At 71.1% G+C, this 19,601-nt stretch carries 18 protein-coding genes and 2 pseudogenes; 10 read left to right on the top strand and 10 right to left on the bottom strand.

Annotated features, from left to right (window positions below; all coding sequences use genetic code 11):
- Positions 1-225, bottom strand: a pseudogene (locus tag OO68_RS47845) (aa3-type cytochrome oxidase subunit I); the annotation flags it as partial.
- 48 nt (positions 226-273) lie between these two features.
- Here OO68_RS47845 and OO68_RS30620 point away from each other — a divergent pair.
- Positions 274-834 (top strand): RNA polymerase sigma factor, encoded by a 561-nt coding sequence (locus OO68_RS30620; protein ID WP_033312432.1) that lies wholly within the window; start codon positions 274-276, stop codon positions 832-834.
- Positions 827-1,870, top strand: coding sequence for a CU044_5270 family protein (locus tag OO68_RS30625; RefSeq protein WP_033312433.1), 1,044 nt, complete (start codon positions 827-829; stop codon positions 1,868-1,870). The genes OO68_RS30620 and OO68_RS30625 overlap by 8 nt, the downstream gene beginning before the upstream one ends.
- Here OO68_RS30625 and OO68_RS42515 read toward each other — a convergent pair.
- From OO68_RS42515 to OO68_RS30640, 3 genes and pseudogenes are all read right to left on the bottom strand, one after another.
- A pseudogene (locus tag OO68_RS42515) lies at positions 1,871-2,454 on the bottom strand (bifunctional 5,10-methylenetetrahydrofolate dehydrogenase/5,10-methenyltetrahydrofolate cyclohydrolase); the annotation flags it as partial.
- A 64-nt stretch (positions 2,455-2,518) separates the two neighbouring features.
- Complete coding sequence (locus tag OO68_RS43510) at positions 2,519-2,881, bottom strand: nuclear transport factor 2 family protein (RefSeq protein WP_033312434.1); 363 nt, start codon at positions 2,879-2,881, stop codon at positions 2,519-2,521.
- 341 nt (positions 2,882-3,222) lie between these two features.
- A complete protein-coding gene (locus OO68_RS30640; protein WP_033312435.1) occupies positions 3,223-4,977 on the bottom strand; it encodes an ABC transporter ATP-binding protein in 1,755 nt (584 codons plus the stop codon).
- Between the two features lie 171 nt (positions 4,978-5,148).
- Here OO68_RS30640 and OO68_RS30645 point away from each other — a divergent pair, with 171 nt between their 5' ends.
- The 4 genes from OO68_RS30645 to OO68_RS30660 all read left to right on the top strand — a co-directional run bounded on the left by OO68_RS30645 (position 5,149) and on the right by OO68_RS30660 (position 8,750).
- Positions 5,149-6,237: an S-(hydroxymethyl)mycothiol dehydrogenase gene (locus OO68_RS30645; protein WP_033312436.1), complete on the top strand. Its 1,089-nt coding sequence runs from the start codon at positions 5,149-5,151 to the stop codon at positions 6,235-6,237.
- The gene (locus tag OO68_RS30650; protein WP_033312437.1) at positions 6,237-6,866 is read left to right on the top strand and encodes an MBL fold metallo-hydrolase; all 630 of its coding nucleotides are present in this window, start codon (positions 6,237-6,239) and stop codon (positions 6,864-6,866) included. Before OO68_RS30645 ends, OO68_RS30650 begins: the two co-directional genes overlap by 1 nt.
- An 89-nt stretch (positions 6,867-6,955) precedes the next feature.
- The gene (locus tag OO68_RS30655) at positions 6,956-7,870 is read left to right on the top strand and encodes an SDR family oxidoreductase (protein ID WP_033312438.1); all 915 of its coding nucleotides are present in this window, start codon (positions 6,956-6,958) and stop codon (positions 7,868-7,870) included.
- A gap of 184 nt (positions 7,871-8,054) precedes the next feature.
- The gene (locus tag OO68_RS30660) at positions 8,055-8,750 is read left to right on the top strand and encodes a L,D-transpeptidase family protein (RefSeq protein ID WP_033312439.1); all 696 of its coding nucleotides are present in this window, start codon (positions 8,055-8,057) and stop codon (positions 8,748-8,750) included.
- Positions 8,751-8,785: 35 nt separating this feature from the next.
- On the opposite strand, the gene OO68_RS30665 is transcribed toward OO68_RS30660, so the two are convergent.
- The 4 genes from OO68_RS30665 to OO68_RS30680 are packed head-to-tail and all read right to left on the bottom strand — an operon-like array spanning position 8,786 to position 13,261.
- A complete protein-coding gene (locus OO68_RS30665; RefSeq protein WP_033312523.1) occupies positions 8,786-9,985 on the bottom strand; it encodes a Gfo/Idh/MocA family protein in 1,200 nt (399 codons plus the stop codon).
- A 14-nt stretch (positions 9,986-9,999) separates the two neighbouring features.
- A complete protein-coding gene (locus tag OO68_RS30670; RefSeq protein ID WP_033312440.1) occupies positions 10,000-11,349 on the bottom strand; it encodes an ABC transporter substrate-binding protein in 1,350 nt (449 codons plus the stop codon).
- Positions 11,350-11,359: 10 nt separating this feature from the next.
- Positions 11,360-12,277, bottom strand: a complete 918-nt coding sequence (locus tag OO68_RS30675; RefSeq protein WP_033312441.1) for a carbohydrate ABC transporter permease — start codon at positions 12,275-12,277, stop codon at positions 11,360-11,362.
- A gap of 18 nt (positions 12,278-12,295) precedes the next feature.
- Positions 12,296-13,261 (bottom strand): carbohydrate ABC transporter permease, encoded by a 966-nt coding sequence (locus OO68_RS30680; RefSeq protein ID WP_033312442.1) that lies wholly within the window; start codon positions 13,259-13,261, stop codon positions 12,296-12,298.
- Between the two features lie 170 nt (positions 13,262-13,431).
- Between OO68_RS30680 and OO68_RS30685 the strand changes: the two genes are divergently transcribed.
- The 3 genes from OO68_RS30685 to OO68_RS47850 all read left to right on the top strand — a co-directional run bounded on the left by OO68_RS30685 (position 13,432) and on the right by OO68_RS47850 (position 15,887).
- Positions 13,432-14,592 carry an ROK family transcriptional regulator gene (locus tag OO68_RS30685; protein WP_033312443.1) on the top strand — a complete coding sequence of 387 codons (1,161 nt, stop codon included), beginning with the start codon at positions 13,432-13,434 and terminating at the stop codon, positions 14,590-14,592.
- Between the two features lie 151 nt (positions 14,593-14,743).
- Entirely contained in the window at positions 14,744-14,929 is a 186-nt protein-coding gene (locus tag OO68_RS30690) for a hypothetical protein (protein WP_033312444.1), read from the top strand.
- A gap of 400 nt (positions 14,930-15,329) precedes the next feature.
- Entirely contained in the window at positions 15,330-15,887 is a 558-nt protein-coding gene (locus tag OO68_RS47850; RefSeq protein WP_245237224.1) for an EamA family transporter, read from the top strand.
- Between the two features lie 32 nt (positions 15,888-15,919).
- Here the strand turns inward: OO68_RS47850 and OO68_RS30700 are convergent, their stop codons facing one another.
- Positions 15,920-17,266, bottom strand: coding sequence for a S1 family peptidase (locus OO68_RS30700; protein ID WP_033312445.1), 1,347 nt, complete (start codon positions 17,264-17,266; stop codon positions 15,920-15,922).
- Between the two features lie 122 nt (positions 17,267-17,388).
- Positions 17,389-18,378 (bottom strand): hypothetical protein, encoded by a 990-nt coding sequence (locus tag OO68_RS30705; protein WP_033312446.1) that lies wholly within the window; start codon positions 18,376-18,378, stop codon positions 17,389-17,391.
- 24 nt (positions 18,379-18,402) lie between these two features.
- On the opposite strand from OO68_RS30705, the gene OO68_RS30710 reads away from it, so the two are divergent.
- Entirely contained in the window at positions 18,403-19,581 is a 1,179-nt protein-coding gene (locus tag OO68_RS30710; protein ID WP_033312447.1) for a MalY/PatB family protein, read from the top strand.
- The last annotated feature ends 20 nt before the right edge of the window (positions 19,582-19,601 follow it).

The following is a 19,601-nucleotide window of genomic DNA, read 5'->3' on the forward strand; positions in this document are numbered from 1 at the left end:
CTGGTTGAACTGCTCGTTCGACATGATCTGCAGACCGGGCCGGGCGAGCTCGGCGCGCATGAGCAGCGCCATCACGCCGCCGATGACGAAGAACGCGAACGACGTGACCAGGTACAGCGTCCCGATCGTCTTGTGATCAGTGGTCGTCAGCCACTTGAGGTGCCTCATGCCCCGCCTGTGTCCGCGCCCCGCCCGCGAGTCACACTGCACCGACGCGACGAGCATCACCAAACCGGGTGTGACGATCCAGAAAGTGCCGGACAGGAACGGGACATGAGCAACGACGAGATCTTCGCCGCTGCCTACCGCGAGCACTACTGGGCGGTCACCCGTTATGTCGCCCGGCGGCTGGACGGGCGGGCCGGCGACGTGGAGGAAGTGGTGGCGGAGGTGTTCACGGTGGCCTGGCGGCGCCGGGCCGACCTCCCGGCCGCCGCGCTGCCCTGGCTGTACGGCGTGGCACGCAACTGCCTGGCCAACGCGGTACGCGGCCACGGACGCCGCCGCCGGCTCGTCGACCGGCTCGGCAACGACGACACCGCGCACGGCCGGCACATCGCGGCGGGCCCCGACGCCGACACGCCCGGCGGCTGGGTGCACGAGGCACTCGCCCGGCTCTCCGCCGCCGACCAGGAGGTGCTGCGGCTGACGGCCTGGGAGCAGCTCGGTATCGACGAGGTCGCCGTCGTCCTCGGCTGCGGCAACCGAGCCGCGTCCATGCGGCTGCACCGGGCCCGGCGCCGCCTCAGAGCCGAGATCGACCGAATGCGTCCCGGACCCCCGATCGCCGAGCACTCCTGCATGACCGCCCCGAAGGAACACGGCCATGGCTGACGAACTCGAACTGCTGCGCGGCGCCGACCCCGCGCCGCCCGACGGCCCCCACTTCGGCGACGGCCCCCTGGACCACAACGCCGAACGCCGGCTCGAACAACTGCTGCGCGACCCGGGGAACGGGCTCCCCGCTCGCCCGGGAGGCCGACCAGGTCTGCTCCCCGGCCGCCTGCGGGACCTGCTGCTCCCGGGGCCCCGCCGGCTCCGCCTGGCCTGGGGTGTGGTCGCCACCGGCGTCGTCGCCGCCCTGACCCTCACCCTTGTGCTGAGCGGCCCGAGCACCCCGCCCGCGGTCGCCGCGCCCCGACCGCTGGTGGTCGAGACCGGCTCCACGCCCGTGTCCCTGCGCCACATGGCCGAGCGGGCGGCAGCCGTGGCTGAGACCTCTGACGCGCCCCGCCTGCGCAAAGGCACGCACGTGCAGTCCTGGAGTCTGGGCATGTCCGACGACAAGCCCCCGATCACCCTGCCCGAAGAGCGCATCGTGCGCTGGCGGGCCGACGACAGCCACACCGAACTCGTCGTGGCCACGGACCCCAGGCACCCGGGCCGCCCGGTCCTCTCGGACGCGGGCGGCGAACCGCACCTCGTCGACGACGGCCACGTCCTCCTCGACCGGACCTACCCGCCGAGCTGGAGCGACGCCCCGCCCAAGTCGCCCCCGCCCCGGGACCCGGCCCGGCTGCGCGTCTACCTGATGGAGGCTCAGTACACCGACACCCCGCTGACCACGCCCGAGCTGCTCGACGCCATGGCCACGCTGCTCGACCACTGGACCCTCGGCGCACGGGAGAGCGCGGCGCTCGCCCGGCTCCTGGCCGGCGCCGAGGGACTGCGGCCGGTCGGCCGGGTGACCGACCGGCTGGGGCGGCGCGGCCAGGCCTACGTGAACGACACCGGCGGTGTCCGCCGCATGCTGATCATGGACCCGGCCACCGGCGCCGTCCTCGGACTGGAGAGCACCCTCACCGCACCGGAGCCCGCGTTCGGCGTCGAGGAGGGCGACGTCATGTCGTACAGCGCCTGGATGCGCTGATCACACCCCGGCGACACCGAGTTGCCGTGCGGCGGCCTCCACGGTCTGCTCCAGCAGCGTGGCGATGGTCATCGGCCCGACCCCGCCCGGCACCGGTGTGATCAGCGAGGCCCGCTCCACGGCGGAGCCGAAGTCGACGTCACCGACGTTCCCAAGGTTGTACCCGGCGTCGATCACCACGGCACCGGGCTTGATGTCCTGGCCGCGGACGATGCGGGGCCGGCCCACCGCGGCCACCACGATGTCGGCCTCGCGCACGGCCGCCGACAGGTCCTGCGTACGCGAGTGGCAGTAAGTGACCGTCGCGTCCCGGGCGAGCAGCAGCATGCGAGGATCGCGCTGCGGCCCACGACCACGGCCCGCTTGCCCGCCGGGTCGACGCCGTACGCGTCGAGCAGCCGCATGATCCCGCCGGGCGTGCACGACACGAAACCGGGCAGCCCGAAGCTCATGGTCGCGAAGGAGGCGAAGGTGACGCCGTCGACGTCCTTCCCCGGCGCTATCGCCTCGAACGCGGCCCGTTCGTCGACGTGGTCGCCCACCGGGTGCTGGAGCAGGATGCCGTGCACCCCCGGATCGGCGGAGGTGCTCCACCTCAGCGCCGGTCACGGCCCGGCCTCACCCTAACGGAGCCCGGTGACGCTCCTGCTACTCGTCCCAGGCCTGGACCAGCGTCTGCTCGGCGATCTTGCCGTCGCGCAGCCCGATCATGGACTCGGACAGGACGCGCACCCCGTCCGCGTACTGGCAGCTCTCGCTGTAGGCGGCCTCGTCACCCTGGATGACGCACCGCTCCAGCTTGTGCGACATGTCGCGGCTGTAGACGTCCTCCAGCATCCGGCCGATCTCCTCCCGGCCGTGCAGAACCTTGGGGTGGCTGGGCTGGGTCGTGCGGTCCACGATGCGCAGCTCCGCGTCGTCGGCGTACAGGGAGAGCAGGATGTCCGGATCCCCTTCCACGCCTTGGCGCAGGGTGTCCCGGTCGAAGGCGGGGTCTGCCGCGGTTCCCATGATGACCTCCTTCGAAGGGCCGCGACCCGCCGGACGCGGGCCGCGAAAGGCCTCTCCTGTCGAGCGTCCTCCCGCCTGGCGGGCTCGGCAAGCGCAACCGGAACACTGGGCCTGACGGGTGAGCGATGCCGCCCGCCCGGGTCCGCCGGGGACCCGTGCGCCTTACGACAGGCATGATCTCAACACGACGTTTCGTCGCCGCCGTTGGACTCGCCGCCGGTGTCACCGGCCTCGCCGCACCGATGGCGAACGCGGCCCACGCGGTAGCGAGCAGAACGTCCGCTGACCGCGGCGCACGCCGAGGGCCGCCCGGAACCGGGCGGTCCTCACGCATGCCCGGCTCAGTCCGCGGCGGCCAGGAACTGCGTCGCCGCCAGCTCCGCGTAGAGCGGATCGGCCGTCACGAGTTCGCGGTGCGTGCCGACGGCCCGCACCCGGCCCGCGTCCATCACCACGATCCGGTCGGCCGTCGTCACCGTCGACAGCCGGTGCGCCACGACGAGGACCGTGGTCGTACGGGCCACGTCCGCGACGGTGTCGCGCAGCGCCGCCTCGTTCACCGCGTCCAGCTGCGAGGTCGCCTCGTCGAGCAGCAGCAGCCGGGGCCGGCGCAGCAGCGCGCGGGCGATGGCGACGCGCTGGCGCTCACCGCCGGACAGCTTGGTGCCGCGGTGCCCGACCAGCGTGTCGAGTCCGCCGGGCAGCCGGGCCACCAGACCGTCGAGGCGGGTCGTCTTGAGCACCCGCGCGAGAGCCTCCTCGTCCGCCTCCGGGTTGCCCAGCAGCAGGTTGTCCCGCAGGGAGCCCGACAGGACCGGCGCGTCCTGCTCCACGTAGCCGATCGCGGCGCGCAGCCGGGGCAGCTCCCAGTCGTTCAGGTCCCGCCCGTCCAGCGTGATCACCCCGGACTCCGGGTCGTAGAACCGCTCGATCAAGGAGAAGACGGTGGTCTTGCCCGCGCCGGACGGGCCGACGAACGCCGTCATGCCCTGCGCAGGCACGGTGAAGGTCACTCCGTGGTGGACATGGGGCAGGTCGTCGGCGTAGCGGAAGCGGACGTCGTCGAAGGCGAGGGCGGCGGGCTCGGCGCCGGGGGAGGGCAGCGGGGCGGCCTCGGCGGCCGGTTCGGCGGGCAGGCGCAGGGCCTCCTCGATGCGGGTGAGGGCCGCGGCGCCCGTCTGGTACTGGGTGACGGCGCCGACGACCTGCTGTATCGGCGACATCAGGTAGAAGACGAACAGCAGGAATGCGACCAGCGTGCCCACGTCGATCGCGCCGGTCGCGACCCGTGCGCCGCCCACGGCGAGCACCGTGATGAAGGCGACCTGCATGGACAGCCCCGCGGTGTTGCCCGCGGCCGCCGACCACTTGGCGGCCCGCACGCTCTGCCGCCACGACTCCTGCGCCGCCTCGTGCAGCGTCCGCTCCTCACGGTGCTCCGCGCCGGACGCCTTCACCGTACGCAGGGCGCCGAGGATCCGCTCCAGCGAGGCACCCATGACACCCACCGCGTCCTGCGCCTGCCGGCTCGCCTTGTTGATGCGCGGCACGATCACCCCGAGAACCACGCCGGCGCCCAGGATCACGGCCAGGGTGACGCCCAGCAGCACGGAGTCCACCACGCCCATCATCACCACCGTGGCGACGAGCGTCAGCCCGCCCGTGCCCAGGCCGACCAGCGAGTCGGTGGTGACCGCGCGCAGCAGGGTCGTGTCGGAGGTGATGCGGGCCATCAGGTCGCCGGGTTCGCTGCGGTCCACGGCCGGGATCCGCAGCCGCAGCAGATACGAGGACAGGGACCGCCGCGCGCCGAGCACCACCGACTCGGCGGTGCGGGTCAGCACGTACGAACCCAGCGCACCCACCGCCGCGTTGGCCACGACCAGGGCCGACATCGCCAACAGGGCGCCAGTGATGGCCCGATCGTGCGAGAGGTCGTCGATCAGCTCCCGCGCCACCAGCGGCAGCAGCAGCCCGGTCGCCCCGGTGACCAGCGACAGCAGCGCGCCGGCCAGCAGGGACCAGCGGTGGGGCCGTACGTATCCGAGGAGCTGCCGCCACGCGGGTATGACGGTATCTGTCTCTGCGATGCTCACGGCGCTCCCTCGGCGTCGGCGGAGCGTTCAGGCTACGTCGCCGCCGGCCCGCCCGGCCTGCCCTTTCCGCCCTTTCCCGGCCGAGGAGGGTGGCCGATCCGCGTCCCCTGCCGATCAGTCGCGCGTAGGGTCGGAGGAGAACGGACCCCGGCCGACGAAGGAGTCAGCACCATGGCCCAGGAAGTACGCGGCGTGATCGCCCCCGGCAAGGACGAGCCGGTGCGGATCGAGACGGTCCTGGTGCCCGACCCCGGCCCGGGCGAGGCGGTGGTGCGGGTGCAGGCCTGCGGGGTGTGCCACACCGACCTGCACTACAAGCAGGGCGGCATCAACGACGAGTTCCCGTTCCTGCTCGGCCACGAGGCCGCCGGCGTGGTCGAGGCGGTCGGCGCCGGCGTCACCGACGTCGAGCCCGGTGACTTCGTGATCCTCAACTGGCGTGCGGTGTGCGGGAAATGCCGGGCCTGTCTGCGCGGGCGGCCCTGGTACTGCTTCGACACCCACAACGCGCAGCAGAAGATGACCCTCGCCTCGACCGGCCAGGAGCTCTCCCCGGCCCTCGGCATCGGCGCCTTCGCCGAGAAGACGCTGGTCGCGGCCGGCCAGTGCACCAAGGTCGACCCGCGGGTGGCCCCGCAGGTGGCCGGGCTGCTGGGCTGCGGTGTGATGGCCGGCATCGGCGCCGCGATCAACACCGGGAACGTCGGCCGGGGCGACTCGGTCGCCGTCATCGGCTGCGGCGGGGTCGGCGACGCGGCCATCGCCGGATCGCAGCTGGCCGGAGCGGCGACGATCATCGCCGTCGACATCGACGACCGCAAGCTGGAGACCGCCCGCTCCATGGGCGCCACCCACACCGTCAACTCGCGCGCGAGCGACCCGGTCGAGACGATCCGTGAGCTGACCGGCGGCTTCGGCGCCGACGTCGTCATCGAGGCCGTCGGCCGCCCCGAGACGTACAAGCAGGCCTTCTACGCCCGCGACCTCGCCGGCACGGTCGTCCTCGTCGGCGTTCCCACCCCCGAGATGAAGCTCGACCTGCCGCTGCTCGACGTCTTCGGCCGCGGCGGAGCGCTGAAGTCGAGCTGGTACGGCGACTGCCTGCCCTCCCGTGACTTCCCCATGCTGATCGACCTGCATCTGCAAGGTCGTCTGGACCTCGGCGCGTTCGTCACGGAGACGATCCAGCTCGACGAGGTGGAGAAGGCGTTCGAGCGGATGCACCACGGCGACGTGCTGCGCTCGGTGGTGGTGCTGTGATGACGACCCGCATCGAACACCTCGTCACCTCCGGGCAGTTCAGCCTCGACGGCGGCACCTGGGACGTCGACAACAACGTGTGGATCGTCGGCGACGACCACGAGGCGATCGTCATCGACGCCGCCCACGACGCCGACGCCATCGCCGCAGCCGTAGGGGACCGCCGGCTCACTGCCATCGTGTGCACGCACGCCCACAACGACCACATCGACGCCGCCCCCGCCCTCGCCGAGCGCACCGGCGCCACCATCTGGCTGCACCACGACGACCTGCCGCTGTGGAAGCAGACCCACCCGGACCGCGAGCCGGACGCCTGGCTGGTCGACGGCCAGACGATCGAGGCCGGCGGCGCCGACCTGCGCGTCCTGCACACCCCCGGGCACGCGCCCGGCGCGGTCTGCCTCTACGACCCGGGCCTCGGCACCGTCTTCACCGGCGACACCCTCTTCCAGGGCGGCCCCGGGGCCACCGGCCGCTCCTTCTCGCACTTCCCGACGATCATCGACTCGATCCGCGACCGGCTGCTCACCCTGCCGTCCGGGACGACGGTCCGCACCGGCCACGGAGACTCCACGACCATCGGCGCGGAGGCGCCGCACCTGGAGGAATGGATCGCCCGGGGTCATTGATCGCGACTCGCCGGTAAAAGGCGACAGAAGATGTCCGGCTTACCCGGGACCCTGAGGGCGACAAGCAGCCACGTCACTGGAGGTCGGACATGTCAGCTCCGTTGCAGGGCAAGGTCGCACTGGTCGCCGGTGCGACCCGGGGCGCCGGACGGGGGATCGCCGTCGAACTCGGCGCGGCCGGCGCCACGGTCTACGTCACCGGCCGCACCACCCGCGCCCGCCGCTCGGAGTACGACCGGCCCGAGACCATCGAGGACACCGCCGACCTGGTCACCGCCGCCGGAGGCCGGGGCATCGCCGTCCCCACCGACCACCTCGACCGGGCGCAGGTCAAGGCACTCGTGGACCGGATCGCGGACGAACAGGGCCGTCTCGACGTCCTCGTCAACGACATCTGGGGCGGCGAGAAGCTCTTCGAGTGGGACGCTCCCCTCTGGGAGCACGACCTCGACAACGGCCTGCGCCTGCTGAGGCTCGCCGTCGAGACGCACGCCGTCACCAGCCACCACGCCTTGACCCTGCTGCTGCGCAACCCCGGCGGCCTGGTCGTCGAGGTCACCGACGGCACCGCCGACTACAACGCCGAGAACTACCGCAACAGCTTCTTCTACGACCTCGCCAAGGCCTCCGTGCTGCGCATGGCCTTCGCCCTCGGTCACGAACTCGGCCCGCGTGGCGCCACCGCCGTCGCCCTCACCCCGGGCTGGCTGCGCTCGGAGATCATGCTGGACGGCTTCGGGGTGAGCGAGGAGAACTGGCGCGACGCCCTGGAACGCGTCCCGCACTTCGCCATCTCGGAAACCCCGCACTACGTGGGCCGGGCCGTGGCCGCACTGGCCGCCGACGCGGACGTGGCGCGCTGGAACGGGCAGTCGCTGTCCAGCGGCGGACTCGCCCGGGTGTACGGCTTCACCGACCTCGACGGCAGCCGCCCGGACGCCTGGCGTTACCTGGTGGAGGTCCAGGACGCAGGCAAGCCGGCGGACACGACCGGCTACCGCTGACACACGGACGAGCCGTAAACCTGGTCTCCGTTATCCCCCACCGTGCATGGATATGTCCACTCCGTGCCGGTGGGGTATGTCACTGTTCGGTCCCAGCGCGCCCGACCGCACAACCGGAACCGTTCTCCGTCCGTCTAGCTGGCAGACATCGCAGACCCGCTTTCGCGAAAGGGCATGACCAGCCATGGGGGACGTACGCAGACGGAGCGCCGTCGCACTGGGGATCACCGGTCTGGTGGCACCGCTCACGCTCGCACTCGGCGCCGCACCGGCGCAGGCCGCGAGCTGCACCACGCAGGCCGGCCCGTACCAGAAGAAGGTCGAGAAGTTCCTCGGCCGTCCGGTCGACGGCAAGCAGTCCGCCGCCGACTGCAAGGCCATCCAGGCCTTCCAGACCAAACACGGCATCTCGCCGAACATCGGCTACGCCGGCTCCGTCACCTGGGGTGTGATGGACCTGATGCAGAAGCAGAAGGCCGTCGGGTCGAACCCCAACAAGGACGGCAAGTGTCCGGTGAACAAGGGCCGCATCGCCTGTGTGAACCTGACGCTCCAGTTGAGCTGGATCCAGGACGGCAAGGAGCTCGTCTACGGACCCGTCCCGGTCCGCACCGGCCGTAACGGCGACGAGACCCGCACCGGCCTGAAGAAGATCTACTGGCGCAACATCGACCACGTCTCGTCCATCTACGACGTGCCGATGCCCTACGCCCAGTTCTTCGACGGCGGCCAGGCCTTCCACCAGGCGAACGTCAGCATGTGGAACCCGCCGGGCTCGCGCGGCTGCGTCAACATGACCAAGACCGACGCCAAGAAGTACTGGTCGCTGCTGAAGAAGGGCGACGACGTCTTCGTCTACGGCCGCAAGCCGGGCACCTGATTCCAGGGCACCCGGCTCGCGTCCGGCGGTGTCCCCTACTGGGGCGCGTCCCCGAAGTCCGGGATCTCCAGCCTGACCCCGCCCTGCCGTGCCGACTCGTGCGCGATGATGCCCGGCAGGGTGTAGCGCGCGGCCACCCAGGCGTTCACGGACGGCAGGGTGCGTTCGTTGACGGCGGTCACGAAGTCGTCCACCAGGAAGTGGTGGCTGCCCTCGTGGCCGTTGTGCAGACTGTCGAACTCCCGCGGCAGTCGCGCCCGGTCGTGCACGGGCGCCGACCCCGAGGTGAAGGCGGCCCGCAGCTCCGGCGCGATGTGCTGGAGCGAGGGGTCGTCGGGCGCCATGGTGGGCTTGGGCTCCAGCATTTCGCTGATGTCCTTCACCCCTTGCTTGTCCTGCCACAGGGCGACCGTGGCGAGCTGCTCCATGCTCGCCTCGGTACCGAAGAAGCGGAAGCGCGACTCCCGTATGTGCGAGGGGTAGCCGACCCGCCGGAACTCGTTCGTACGGAACGAGCCGCCGCCCGCCACCTCGAACAGCGCGGTGGCGTTGGAGACGTCGTTGCCGAACTGGCTGACGTCCTTGTCGAAGACGCCGTCGCCCCGGTCGTCCACGACACCGATCGCCGACACGCTCACCGCGTGCGTCTTCCAGGCGCCCAGCACCCCGCCGACCGCGTGCGTCGGGTACAGCAGCGGGGGGTAGCTCGCGGTCGCCTTCCAGTTCTCGCCGCCGCTGTACTGATAGGCCTCGTAGAACCCCAGGTCCATGTCGTGGACGTAGTCGCCCTCGGCGTAGAAGAGCCGCCCGAAGGCGCCCTCGGCGATCTGGTTGCGGGCGTGGACCGTGGCCGGGTTGTACTCGCTGGTCTCGCCCATCATGTAGGTCAGCCCGGTGGCCTTGACCGCGTCGATGATCGCCGCGATCTCCTCCGTGCTGATCGCCATGGGGACGGCGGAGTACACGTGCTTGCCCGCGTTCAGGCCCTGGAGCACCAGCGGCCCGTGGGTCCAGCGCTGGGTGAAGATCGCGACGGCGTCGACGTCCTCCGACTCCAGCATGGCCTGGTAGGACGGGAAGGTGCCGGCCAGCCCCTGGGCGGAGGCGAGTCGGGCGGCCCTCTCGGGCAGCAGGTCGGTGACGTAGACGTCGCCGACGCCGGGGTGGGCCTGGAACAGGGTGGCGAACTGGCCCGAGAACTGCCCGGCGCCGACGATGCCGATGGAGAACGTCATGGAGCGCGTGCCCTTCACTGGGAGAGGATGAGGTTGATCTGGTCGTTGGTCTGATCGAGGCTGCTCACGGGTTTGCCGTTGCCGTAGATGTCCTCCATTGCAGGGGCCATGAGCGCCGTCATGTCCGCCGAGTAGCTGGCGATCGGGTACGAGAAGGTCCGGGAGTGCTTCTTGTCGGCCACGGGTTCGGTGAACGCCGAGACGTCGATGCCCTTCTCCCGGTACGCGGCGACGGCCGCCTCCGTCCCGGCCGGGGTGGCGGGGAAGACCACGCCGGACCTGCCGACGACGGTCTGGCACCGGTCCGAGGCCAGATAGGCCACCCACTTGCGGGCGCCCGCCTTGTTCTTGGAGGCCTGGGTGATCGAGTCGGCGAGGCCGTTCATCATCGTGGCACGCTTGCCGGTCGGGCCGACCGGCGTCAGGGCGGTCTTGATGTCCTTGCCCTTGAAGCCGGCGTAGGTGGAGATCATCCAGGCCCCGTCGAACGCGGTGGCCGCCTTGCCCGCCGCCACCTGGGTGTTCGCCTGGTTGGACTGGACGTTGTAGTCGGACAGGGGCGGCATGTAGCCCTTCTTCGCCAGCCCGAAGTACCACTGGATGACGGACTGGAAGGTCTTGCTGTCGTACTGGTACTTCGTGCCCCAGCGCGGCTTGTCGAGGTAGCTCCAGCCGGCGGAGGCGGCGAAGTTGCTCCACTGGGTCTGGCCGTCGCCGAAGCCGCCGCCGCCCGAAGCCATGCCGTAGACCTTGACGTTGTTCTTGTCGAAGCCCGGCTCGTCGCCCCGATTGCCGTTCCTGTCGACGGTGAGGTGGGCGATGGCCTTCTCGAAGGTGCCGCCGTCCCGCGGGTTCCAGGAGAGGTCGTTCAGCTGCTCGGGAGTGAGCCCGGCCGCCCGGGTCATCTTGGAGTTGTAGAACAGCGCGACCGTGTCCCAGTCCTTCGGGGCGCCGTAGCGGTGGCCGTCCTGGCCGATCCAGTTGGCGGCGAGGCCCGGTTGGTAGTCGGAGTCCTCGATGCCGAGGTCGTCGAGCGGTTCGAGGACCTTCAGGTCGGCGAACTGGCCGAAGTTCTGGATGTGGTCGGTGAACACGTCCGGCTGGGTGCCCGCGATGAACCCGGCGGTGAGCTTGGTCCAGTAGTCGCTCCACCCCAACTGCGTGATCTTCACCTTCAGTCCGGGGTTCTCCTTCTCGAACCCCTTGGCGCAGGCCTGGTAGGCGGGCAGCTGGTTGGCGTCCCACAGCCAGTACGTGACGGTGTTCGCGGACGAGCCTGCGGCACCTCCCTGCGCGCATCCGCCGACCAGGGACAGCGCCAGCGCTCCGGTCACCGCGACGAGCGGACGAAGTCGAATTCGCATCACAGTCCCCTTACTTGATCCCGGTGAAGCCGATGGAGCTGACGATGCGGCGGGCGAAGCAGGCGAACAGCACCAGCATCGGCAGCGCGGCGATCAGCGTCGCGGCCATGAGCCCGGACCAGTCGACGCCGGTCTGCGGGGTCTGCGCCCGGAAGACCGCCAGCGCCACGGTCAGCACGCGCGAGCTGTCGCTGTAGGAGACCATCAGCGGCCAGAAGTAGTCGTTCCAGGAGGTGATGTACGTCAGCACGGCCAGCGTGATGATCGGCGTGGACGCCATCGGCAGGACCACCCGGAAGAAGATCTTGATCTTTCCGGCGCCGTCGAGCAGCGCGGCCTCCTCGACCTCCTTGGGGATGTTCATGAAGAACTGCCGCAGGAAGAACACCGCGAACGGCGTCATGAACATGGTGGGCAGCGCGATGCCGAGGAGCGTGTCGATCAGGTGCAGCTGCTTGATCAGCACGAAATTCGGCAGCAGCGTGAAGATGGCGGGCACCATCATCCCGGCGAGGAACAGCCCGAAGACCTTGTCCCGGCCCCGCCAGCGCAGCCGCGAGAAGGCGTACGCGGCCATCGCCGAGAAGAAGATCTGGCACCCGGTGATCAGGGTCGAGACCAGCACCGAGTTGAGCAGGTAGCGCCAGAAGTCCAGCCCGCCGCCCGCGCCGCCCTGTGCGACGGCCTCCTCGGCCGACTGCAGGCCCAGCGCCCGTTCGAAGCCGCTGGTGGTGAGGTCCACGGGCAGGGGGTTGGTGGGGTCGGCGCTCAGGCCCGCGTTGGTGGAGAGCGCGGTGCGCAGGATCCAGTAGAACGGCAGCAGGGTGATGAGGACGATCAGCCCCATCACGGTCCAGGCGGCGGCCCGCCCGAAGGGGAACCTGCGCTGTCGCAGGGTCGTCGGTGTCGTTGTCGTCACGGCAGCCATGGCGGTGTCTCCCTTCCGTCAGCCGAGGTCGGTCCGGCCGGCCCGGGTGAGCCGGTACTGGAGGACGGTGATCGCGCTCAGCACGATCAGCAGGGCGACCGACATGGCCGAGGCGTAGCCGAACTGGAAGCGGCCGAACGCCGAGCCGTAGATGTAGTACTGCAGGACGTTGGTCGCGTTGGCCGGACCGCCCGCGGTCGTCACGGCGACGGTGTCGAACACCTGGAAGGACCCGATCACCGTCATGATCAGCACGACCGCGAGCACCGGCCGCAGCAGCGGCATGGTGATCCGCCAGAACATCCGCCACTCGCTCGCGCCGTCCACCCGGGCCGCCTCGTACATGTCGTTCGGGATGGCCTGGAGGCCGGCGAACAGCAGCAGGGCGGTGTAGCCCACGTGCCGCCACACGTTGATGAGCGCGATCGTCGGGATCGCCCAGGTCTCGTCGGCGAGGAACGGGATGCGGTCCACGCCGAGGCCGCTGATGATCTCGTTGCCGATGCCGAGCTGGGTGTCGAGGAGCCACAGCCAGACCAGACCGGCCACGACGTTCGACATCAGGTACGGCGTGAGCACGATGCCGCGCAGCATCGCCGACTGCGTCAGCCGCTGGAGCAGGACGGCGATGGTCAGCGCCGCGACCGTCTGGACGCCGATGTTGATGACGACGTACTCGACGGTGACCCACAGGGAGTCCCAGAAGATGGGGTCGTTGACCATGCGGACGTAGTTGTCCAGGCCCACCCACTCCGCCGGCGTCAGCAGGTTGAAGCGGGTGAAGCTCAGGTAGATGCCCCGCAGTGTCGGCCAGAGCAGGAAGACCAGGAAGCCGAGCAGGGCCGGCGCGATGAAGAGCGCGGCCAGCCGGCCGTCCCCCCGGTCCTCGCCGGACACCCCCTGTCGCGTCCCGGTCGTACTGCTGGCCTCCGCCGCGCCGCCCGTGGGCAGACGTGAAGGAGGACTGCTGGAGGCGATGGTCATCGGAGACTCCCTCGCTGCGGCGGCTCGTCCTCTGGCGGGACTTACTTTTGATGCGAAACAATTACGGCGTCAAGGGGCCTGCAAACATCGTTTCGCAGGAACCGACATCCACGTAGAGTGGTCATGTTGGTTTCGGTGTAAAAAAAATGAGAGAGGGGAGTCGGACCTTCATGACCGAAGGCACCGCCGGCTGGCTGCCGCTGAGCGCGGGGGAGCGCTCCGTGGCCATCGAAGTGCTCGTCCACGGCCCGCTCTCGCGCACCGAACTCGCCCGCAGGCTGGGTCTGTCGGCCGGCAGCCTCACCCGGCTCACCAAGCCGCTGATCGAGTCGGGGCTGCTCGTCGAGGTGCCCGAAGCCGATGCGCCCGCGGAGTCGCGCCAGGGCCGCCCCTCGCAGCCGCTGGACGTCGTCGCCGACTCGGGCTTCTTCCTCGGATTCAAGATCACCGAGGACATGGTCTACGGGGTCGTCACCACTCTGCGCAGCCACATCGTCGCCCGCCACGACCGTCCGCTCACCACCCACGACCCCGCCGAAGTGGCCGATGTGCTGGCCGAGATGGCCGCCGAACTGGGCGCGGGCCATCCCCGCCTCGCCGGGATCGGCATCGGGGTCGGCGGATTCGTCCAGGACCGTGCCGTGGTCGGCGAATCCCCCTTCCTGCTGTGGCGGGACGTCCCCCTGGCCGACCTGGTCGAGCAGCGCACCGGGCTGCCGGTGGTCGTCGAGAACGACGTCGCCGCCCTCGTCGAGGCCGAGACCTGGTTCGGTGCCGGACGCGGCCTGGAGCGCTTCGTCGTCCTCACCATCGGCGCCGGCCTCGGCTACGGGCTCGTACTGGGCGGCAGGCGGGTACCTTTCGCGGAGGAGGACCGCGGCTTCGGCCGGCACTGGATCGTCGACTCCCATGGGCCGCTCACCCCGGACGGCAGGCGCGGCAGCGCCGTTTCGCTGCTGACCATCCCCAGCATCCGCTACCAGGTCCGGGCCGCCACCGGCGGCGACCCCACCTACGACGAGATCCTCGCCCTGGCCGCCGCGGGGGAGCCGATGCCCGCCCGGGTCGTCGACGAGGCCGCCCGCGCCCTGGGGACGCTCGTCGCGCAGATCTCCAACTTCGTGATGCCGCAGAAGATCCTGCTCGCGGGGGAGGGGGTCGGGCTGATGGACGTGGCCGGGAAGACGGTCGAGGAGACGATCCGTGAGCACCGGCACCCGCTGGCCGCCCCGGTCGGTCTGGAGACGAAGGTGTCCGACTTCCACGACTGGGCCCGCGGCGCGGCCGTGTTGGCCATCAAGGTGCTGGTGCTGGGGTCGGCCGAAGCCTGAACGACGGCGAACTTCGCGGTGCCGAAAGGTACTCACAGGCGGCTGATGTGAACAGCCTCACGTTTACCGGGAGATGGACGTGATCAGTAACACTGTCCGAAATGACCGTTTAGCTCGTGATTACTCACATCGCCTTCACGTCCGGCGACGTATGCTTCACAGCATGTCCACCACCGTTGAAACATCATCCGAGCGATCGGCTGACGAAGTCAACGAGGAGATCCGCGCGCTGTGGCGCCGGTCGGGCGGGACACTGAGCGTCGAGCAGCGCGAGGAGTACCAGCGGCTCGTCCTGGAGTGGGCCTCCGCGGCCCCGCAGTCGGCGCCCGCGGCCTGACCTCCGTCCCGGCCCGCCGCGCATCGGACCCTCGTCGAAGGGCACCCCTGATCCAATGGGTGCCCTTCTCGCACTTTCCTCGGCCGTCGTCTACGGCATCGTCGTCCCCCAAGCTCTCGGCTTCGCTCGAGCAGGGTGTGCCCCCATCGCCGGCGGTCTGCTGTCCCGGCGCGTGCATCACAGCGCCGTCACCTTCCTCGGACAGCTGGGCGGGCTGCTGCTCGCCTGCGCCGCCGCACTCCTCTGCCCGCCGGCGCCGTCCACTCCGCCGACCTGCTCTGGAGAGCGCTGTCCGGCGTCGGGAGCGGCACGGCCATGTGGTTCCTCAACCGCGGGCTGAGCAGAGGGGATGGGGGCACCTCCCTGCTCGAGCGAAGCCGAGAGCTTGGGGGAGAGCGTCGTGGTGCCGGTGAGCGCCGTCACCGGTGTCGCGCTGTCGGTGCTGTGCGGGGTGCTCGTCCTCGGCGACCGTCCGGGCGCGGTCGCCTGGCTGGGTATCGCCGTCACGGTGCCCGCGCTGTGGTTCGTCGCCGGCGGCAGGGCCGGTGCCGGGAAGGGTACGGCGGACGGACTGGTCGCAAGTCTCGGCGTCACCGTGCAGTACCTCGCCCTCGGCCAGGCCGGGCCCGGAAGCGGGCTGTGGCCCGTCGCCGCGGGCCGGGTCGCCGCGGTCCTCGTCCTGGTGCCCGACGCCGCGCGGCACGCCCGCCGGCTGACGCTGCCGCCGGTCCGCTGCGTCCAGGCCGTTCTCATCGGGGCCGGTGCGGCCCTCGGCCTCGTGCTGTATCTGCTCGCCGCCCAGCGGCAGTTGCTGGCCGTCGCCGTGGTCCTGGCCTCCCTGTACCCGGCCCTCCCCGTGGTGCTGGGCCTCGCCCTGCTGCACGAGCGGATCAGCCGCCGTCAGGCGCTGGGGCTGCTGGGAGCGGGCATCGCGACCGTGCTCCTCACTCTGGGCTGACCGGCCCGTCCCGCGACCGCCGGCCACCCCTGTCATCCCCAAGTGGCCGAGTAGTACTGCCGGTACGCCTTGCGGTCCTGCTCCGCGCGGATCCACCGGGTCGCCACCAGTGCCACGAGGCTGCCCGCGATGACGAGCATGCCGGGGCCCACATTGCGCGGGTCGGTGAGACGGCTCAGCAGCGTCGACACGTCCGTGCCCGTGATCGGCGCCGACGAACCGGGCGAGGCAGCACCCGGCGAGGCCGACGGCGCGGGTGCGGCGCCCGTGCCACCGGACGACTTCGCGACGATGAGCTTGACGCCGAGCTCGGTCAGCGCCTTCGTCACCGGCTGGAAGAACGTCGTGCCGCCCGCCTTGCAGTCCCCGCTGCCGCCCGAGGTCAGGCCGATCGCGATGCCGTCGGCGAACATCGGGCCTCCGCTGTCGCCGGGTTCGGCGCACACGTTCGTCTCGATGAGGCCGGTGACCGTGCCCTCGGGGTAGTTGACCGTCGCGTTGAGCGCCGTCACCTCTCCCTGGCGCAGTCCGCTGGTGCTGCCGCTGCGGAAGATCTTCTGCCCGACCTCCGCGTCGGCGACGCCCGTGATCCGCACGCCCTTGCCGTCGCCGACCGCCACCACGTCCGCGCCCTTGCCCGCACGGCCGCCGTCGTACTTCACCAGGGAGTAGTCGTCGCCGGGGAAGCTCCCCCGGAGTGACGTGCCGACCTGCTGCCGGCCCCGGTCGTCGGCGAACCAGACCGAGCCGTCGGGCCCGCAGTGCCCCGCCGTGAGGATGAAGTCGCTCTTCCCGTCGGTCACGTTGAACCCCGCCGAACAGCGCCCGGCGGTCGACAGGATGGGCTGCGCGCCGTTGAGCCGGGTCGTGAACGTGCCCTCCGTGCGCTCCATCCGCACGAGGGAGCCGATGCCCTCGGCGACCTCGGTCATCCGGGACCAGTCGGAGGCGGAGACGGTGCTGTCACCGCGCACCACGACCTGGTTGCTCTTGTAGTCCAGGGCCCACGACGTGCCGGCCACCCGGGGGGCCGAACGCAGCGTTGCCGCGGCGGACTTGAGGTCGCTCATGCTGTGGCGGACCATCTTGGCCTGCGCGCCGGCGCGCTTCACCTCGGCGGCCGCCTTCTCGTCCGTCACGGCGACGACCGGCCGCCCGGCGGAGTCGATCCAGCTGCCCGCCGTGCGCGCGTTCCCGAGTTGCGTCACGAGGTCGGTGCCCTCGCCCGTCGCCGGCGGCGCGGTGAACGGGACGCCGATGACCGGGGCCGACGGCTCGCTCGCCACTGCGGTGGTGACCATCGCTCCTCCGAGGAGGAGTCCGCCGACGGCCGCCAGCCGTGTCACTCGCCGGACGACCCGTCGTCGTGCGTGCCTCATGCATGGCTCCCGAACCAGAACATCACGATGCGAACACCGCAGGGCCCTCCTTGAGTTGAGTGCCCTTCATCCATACGGGGCGGAGCCGTGCCGTGTTCAGCGCACCGGTGATCTCTTCGGCGTCAGCCCGTGACCGGGGCCGCGAGCAGGGCCCCGCTGCGCGCGTCGCCCCACACCGAGTCCGGATCGACGTAGGGCCTGAGCAGGGCGGTGAGCGCCGGGTCCCCGCGGCCGTTCAGCTCGTCGGACGCGATCTTGCGGGCGATCCCGGCGAGGAAGTCCGCCACCTGCACCCGCGCGTCGTCACGCGCCACGACGAGCCGCAGCCCCGCCAGGCCGATCCCGGCCCGCCGGGCCGTGTCCTCGATCCACGCGATCCGCTCCGGCGTCAGCATGTTCTGCCGGTCGTGCACCAGGCGGACCGGCCGCCCGCTCCCGCTCCAGAGCACGGCCGTCCGCACGATCGCCGGCAGCAGCGGGTTGAGCAGCGGTACCAGGGGCGGCCCGGCCAGGAACCCGTCCCGGTAGGCCACCGCGCGGGGCCGGGTCACGGCGAGCCGCTCCAGGATCCGTGCCGCGTCCGTACCCGGATGCGCCCGGCGCAGGGTGTCGACGGTGCCGTAGAAGGCGTCGACCGGATCTCCGTCGTGGCGGACCCGCAGCAACTGGTTGGCCGCCTCCAGGAACGCCCGCCAGCCGTCCTGCCCGAAGACCGGGTGCCCCGCGCGGAACAGGACGGCCGCCTCGGCCGCGTCGTCCAGCAGCAGGCCGAGGGTCCGGTCCACCACGAAGTACGTCTTCTCCATGAGGTGCACCCGCGCCCGCCCGTGGATCGGGCCTTCCGGCGCGAGGAGCCACTCCAGCACCGCGCGGTGCTTCTCCCGCAGCAGGTGGTTCGCCTTGTACTCCTCGGCCGGCGACCGGATCCGGTCCCGGATCTCCCGCACTGCCGCCTCGGCCGACGCCATGGACAGCGACACCCCGGCGTGCGCGAACACGTCCGTGTTGCCGCCGGTGAGGTTCTCACCGTCCGACCCCGACTCGTCGCAGGCGATCTCCAGCGACGCGCCCACCGCCCCGCCGCGCTCGCCGTCCGCACGATTCCCGCTCACCGCACAGCCCCCTATCGTGTGTCCATGACCAGGATCCCGCACGAGTCGTCCGGTGAACCGAATCCCCTGCAAGCCCTCCCTCTCGACCGCCTGCGGCAGCGCACCAGCATGAAGTGGCGCACCTACCCGGAAGACGTGCTGCCGCTGTGGGTGGCCGAGATGGACGTGCCGCTCGCCGAGCCCGTGGTGCGCGCCGTCACCGACGCGCTCCACCTCGGCGACACGGGCTACCCGGCCGGCACCGCCTACGCGGAGGCCCTGGCCGCCTTCGCCGGGAAGCGCTGGGGCTGGGAGGGGCTCGCCGTGGAGCGCACCGCGATCGTGCCCGACGTCATGCTGGGTGTCGTCGAGATGCTCAAACTGGTCACAGGACCCGGTGACACGGTGGTAGTGAACCCGCCCGTGTACCCGCCGTTCTACATGTTCGTGGAGCACATGGACCGGCGGGTGGCCGAAGCCCCGCTCGGGGCGGACGGGCGCATCGACCCGGACGTCCTGGAGTCGTCCTTCCGGCAGGCTGTGGCGGGCGGGAGGCGAGCCGCCTATCTGCTGTGCAACCCCCACAATCCGACCGGCACCGTGCACACGGAAGAGGAACTGTCCGCCGTCGCCCGCCTCGCCGAGCGGTACGGCGTGCGCGTCGTCGCCGACGAGATCCACGCCCCGCTCGTGCTCGGCGGCGCCGGCTTCGTGCCGTATCTGAGCGTGCCGGGCGCCGAGCGCGGCCTGTCCCTGATGTCGGCCTCCAAGGGCTGGAACCTGCCCGGGCTCAAGGCCGCCCTCGCGGTCGCCGGGCCCGGGGCCGCCGCCGACCTGGACCGCATGCCGGAAGAGGTGGGGCACGGCCCCAGCCACGTCGCCGTCATCGCCCACACCGCCGCCCTGCGCGACGGCGTCACCTGGCTGGACGCCCTGCTGACGGGCCTCGACGACAACCGGCGGCTGCTCGCGGACCTGCTGGCCGAACACCTGCCCGCGATCCGCTTCCGGCCCGGCGACGCCACCTACCTGGCCTGGCTCGACTGCCGCGCCCTCGGGCTCGGCGACGACCCGGCCGACGTCTTCCTGCACCGCGGCCGCGTCGCCCTCAGCTCCGGCCTTCCCTTCGGCACCGGCGGCACCGGCCATGCCCGTCTCAATCTGGCGGCCTCACAGGAGGTGCTCACGGAGGCGGTGCGCAGGATGGCGACGGCGCTGCGCTGAACCCGCGGGCACGCTCATAC

Origin of the sequence: Streptomyces iakyrus (assembly GCF_000717055.1) — a bacterium.
Taxonomy (GTDB): Bacteria; Actinomycetota; Actinomycetes; order Streptomycetales; family Streptomycetaceae; genus Streptomyces; species Streptomyces iakyrus.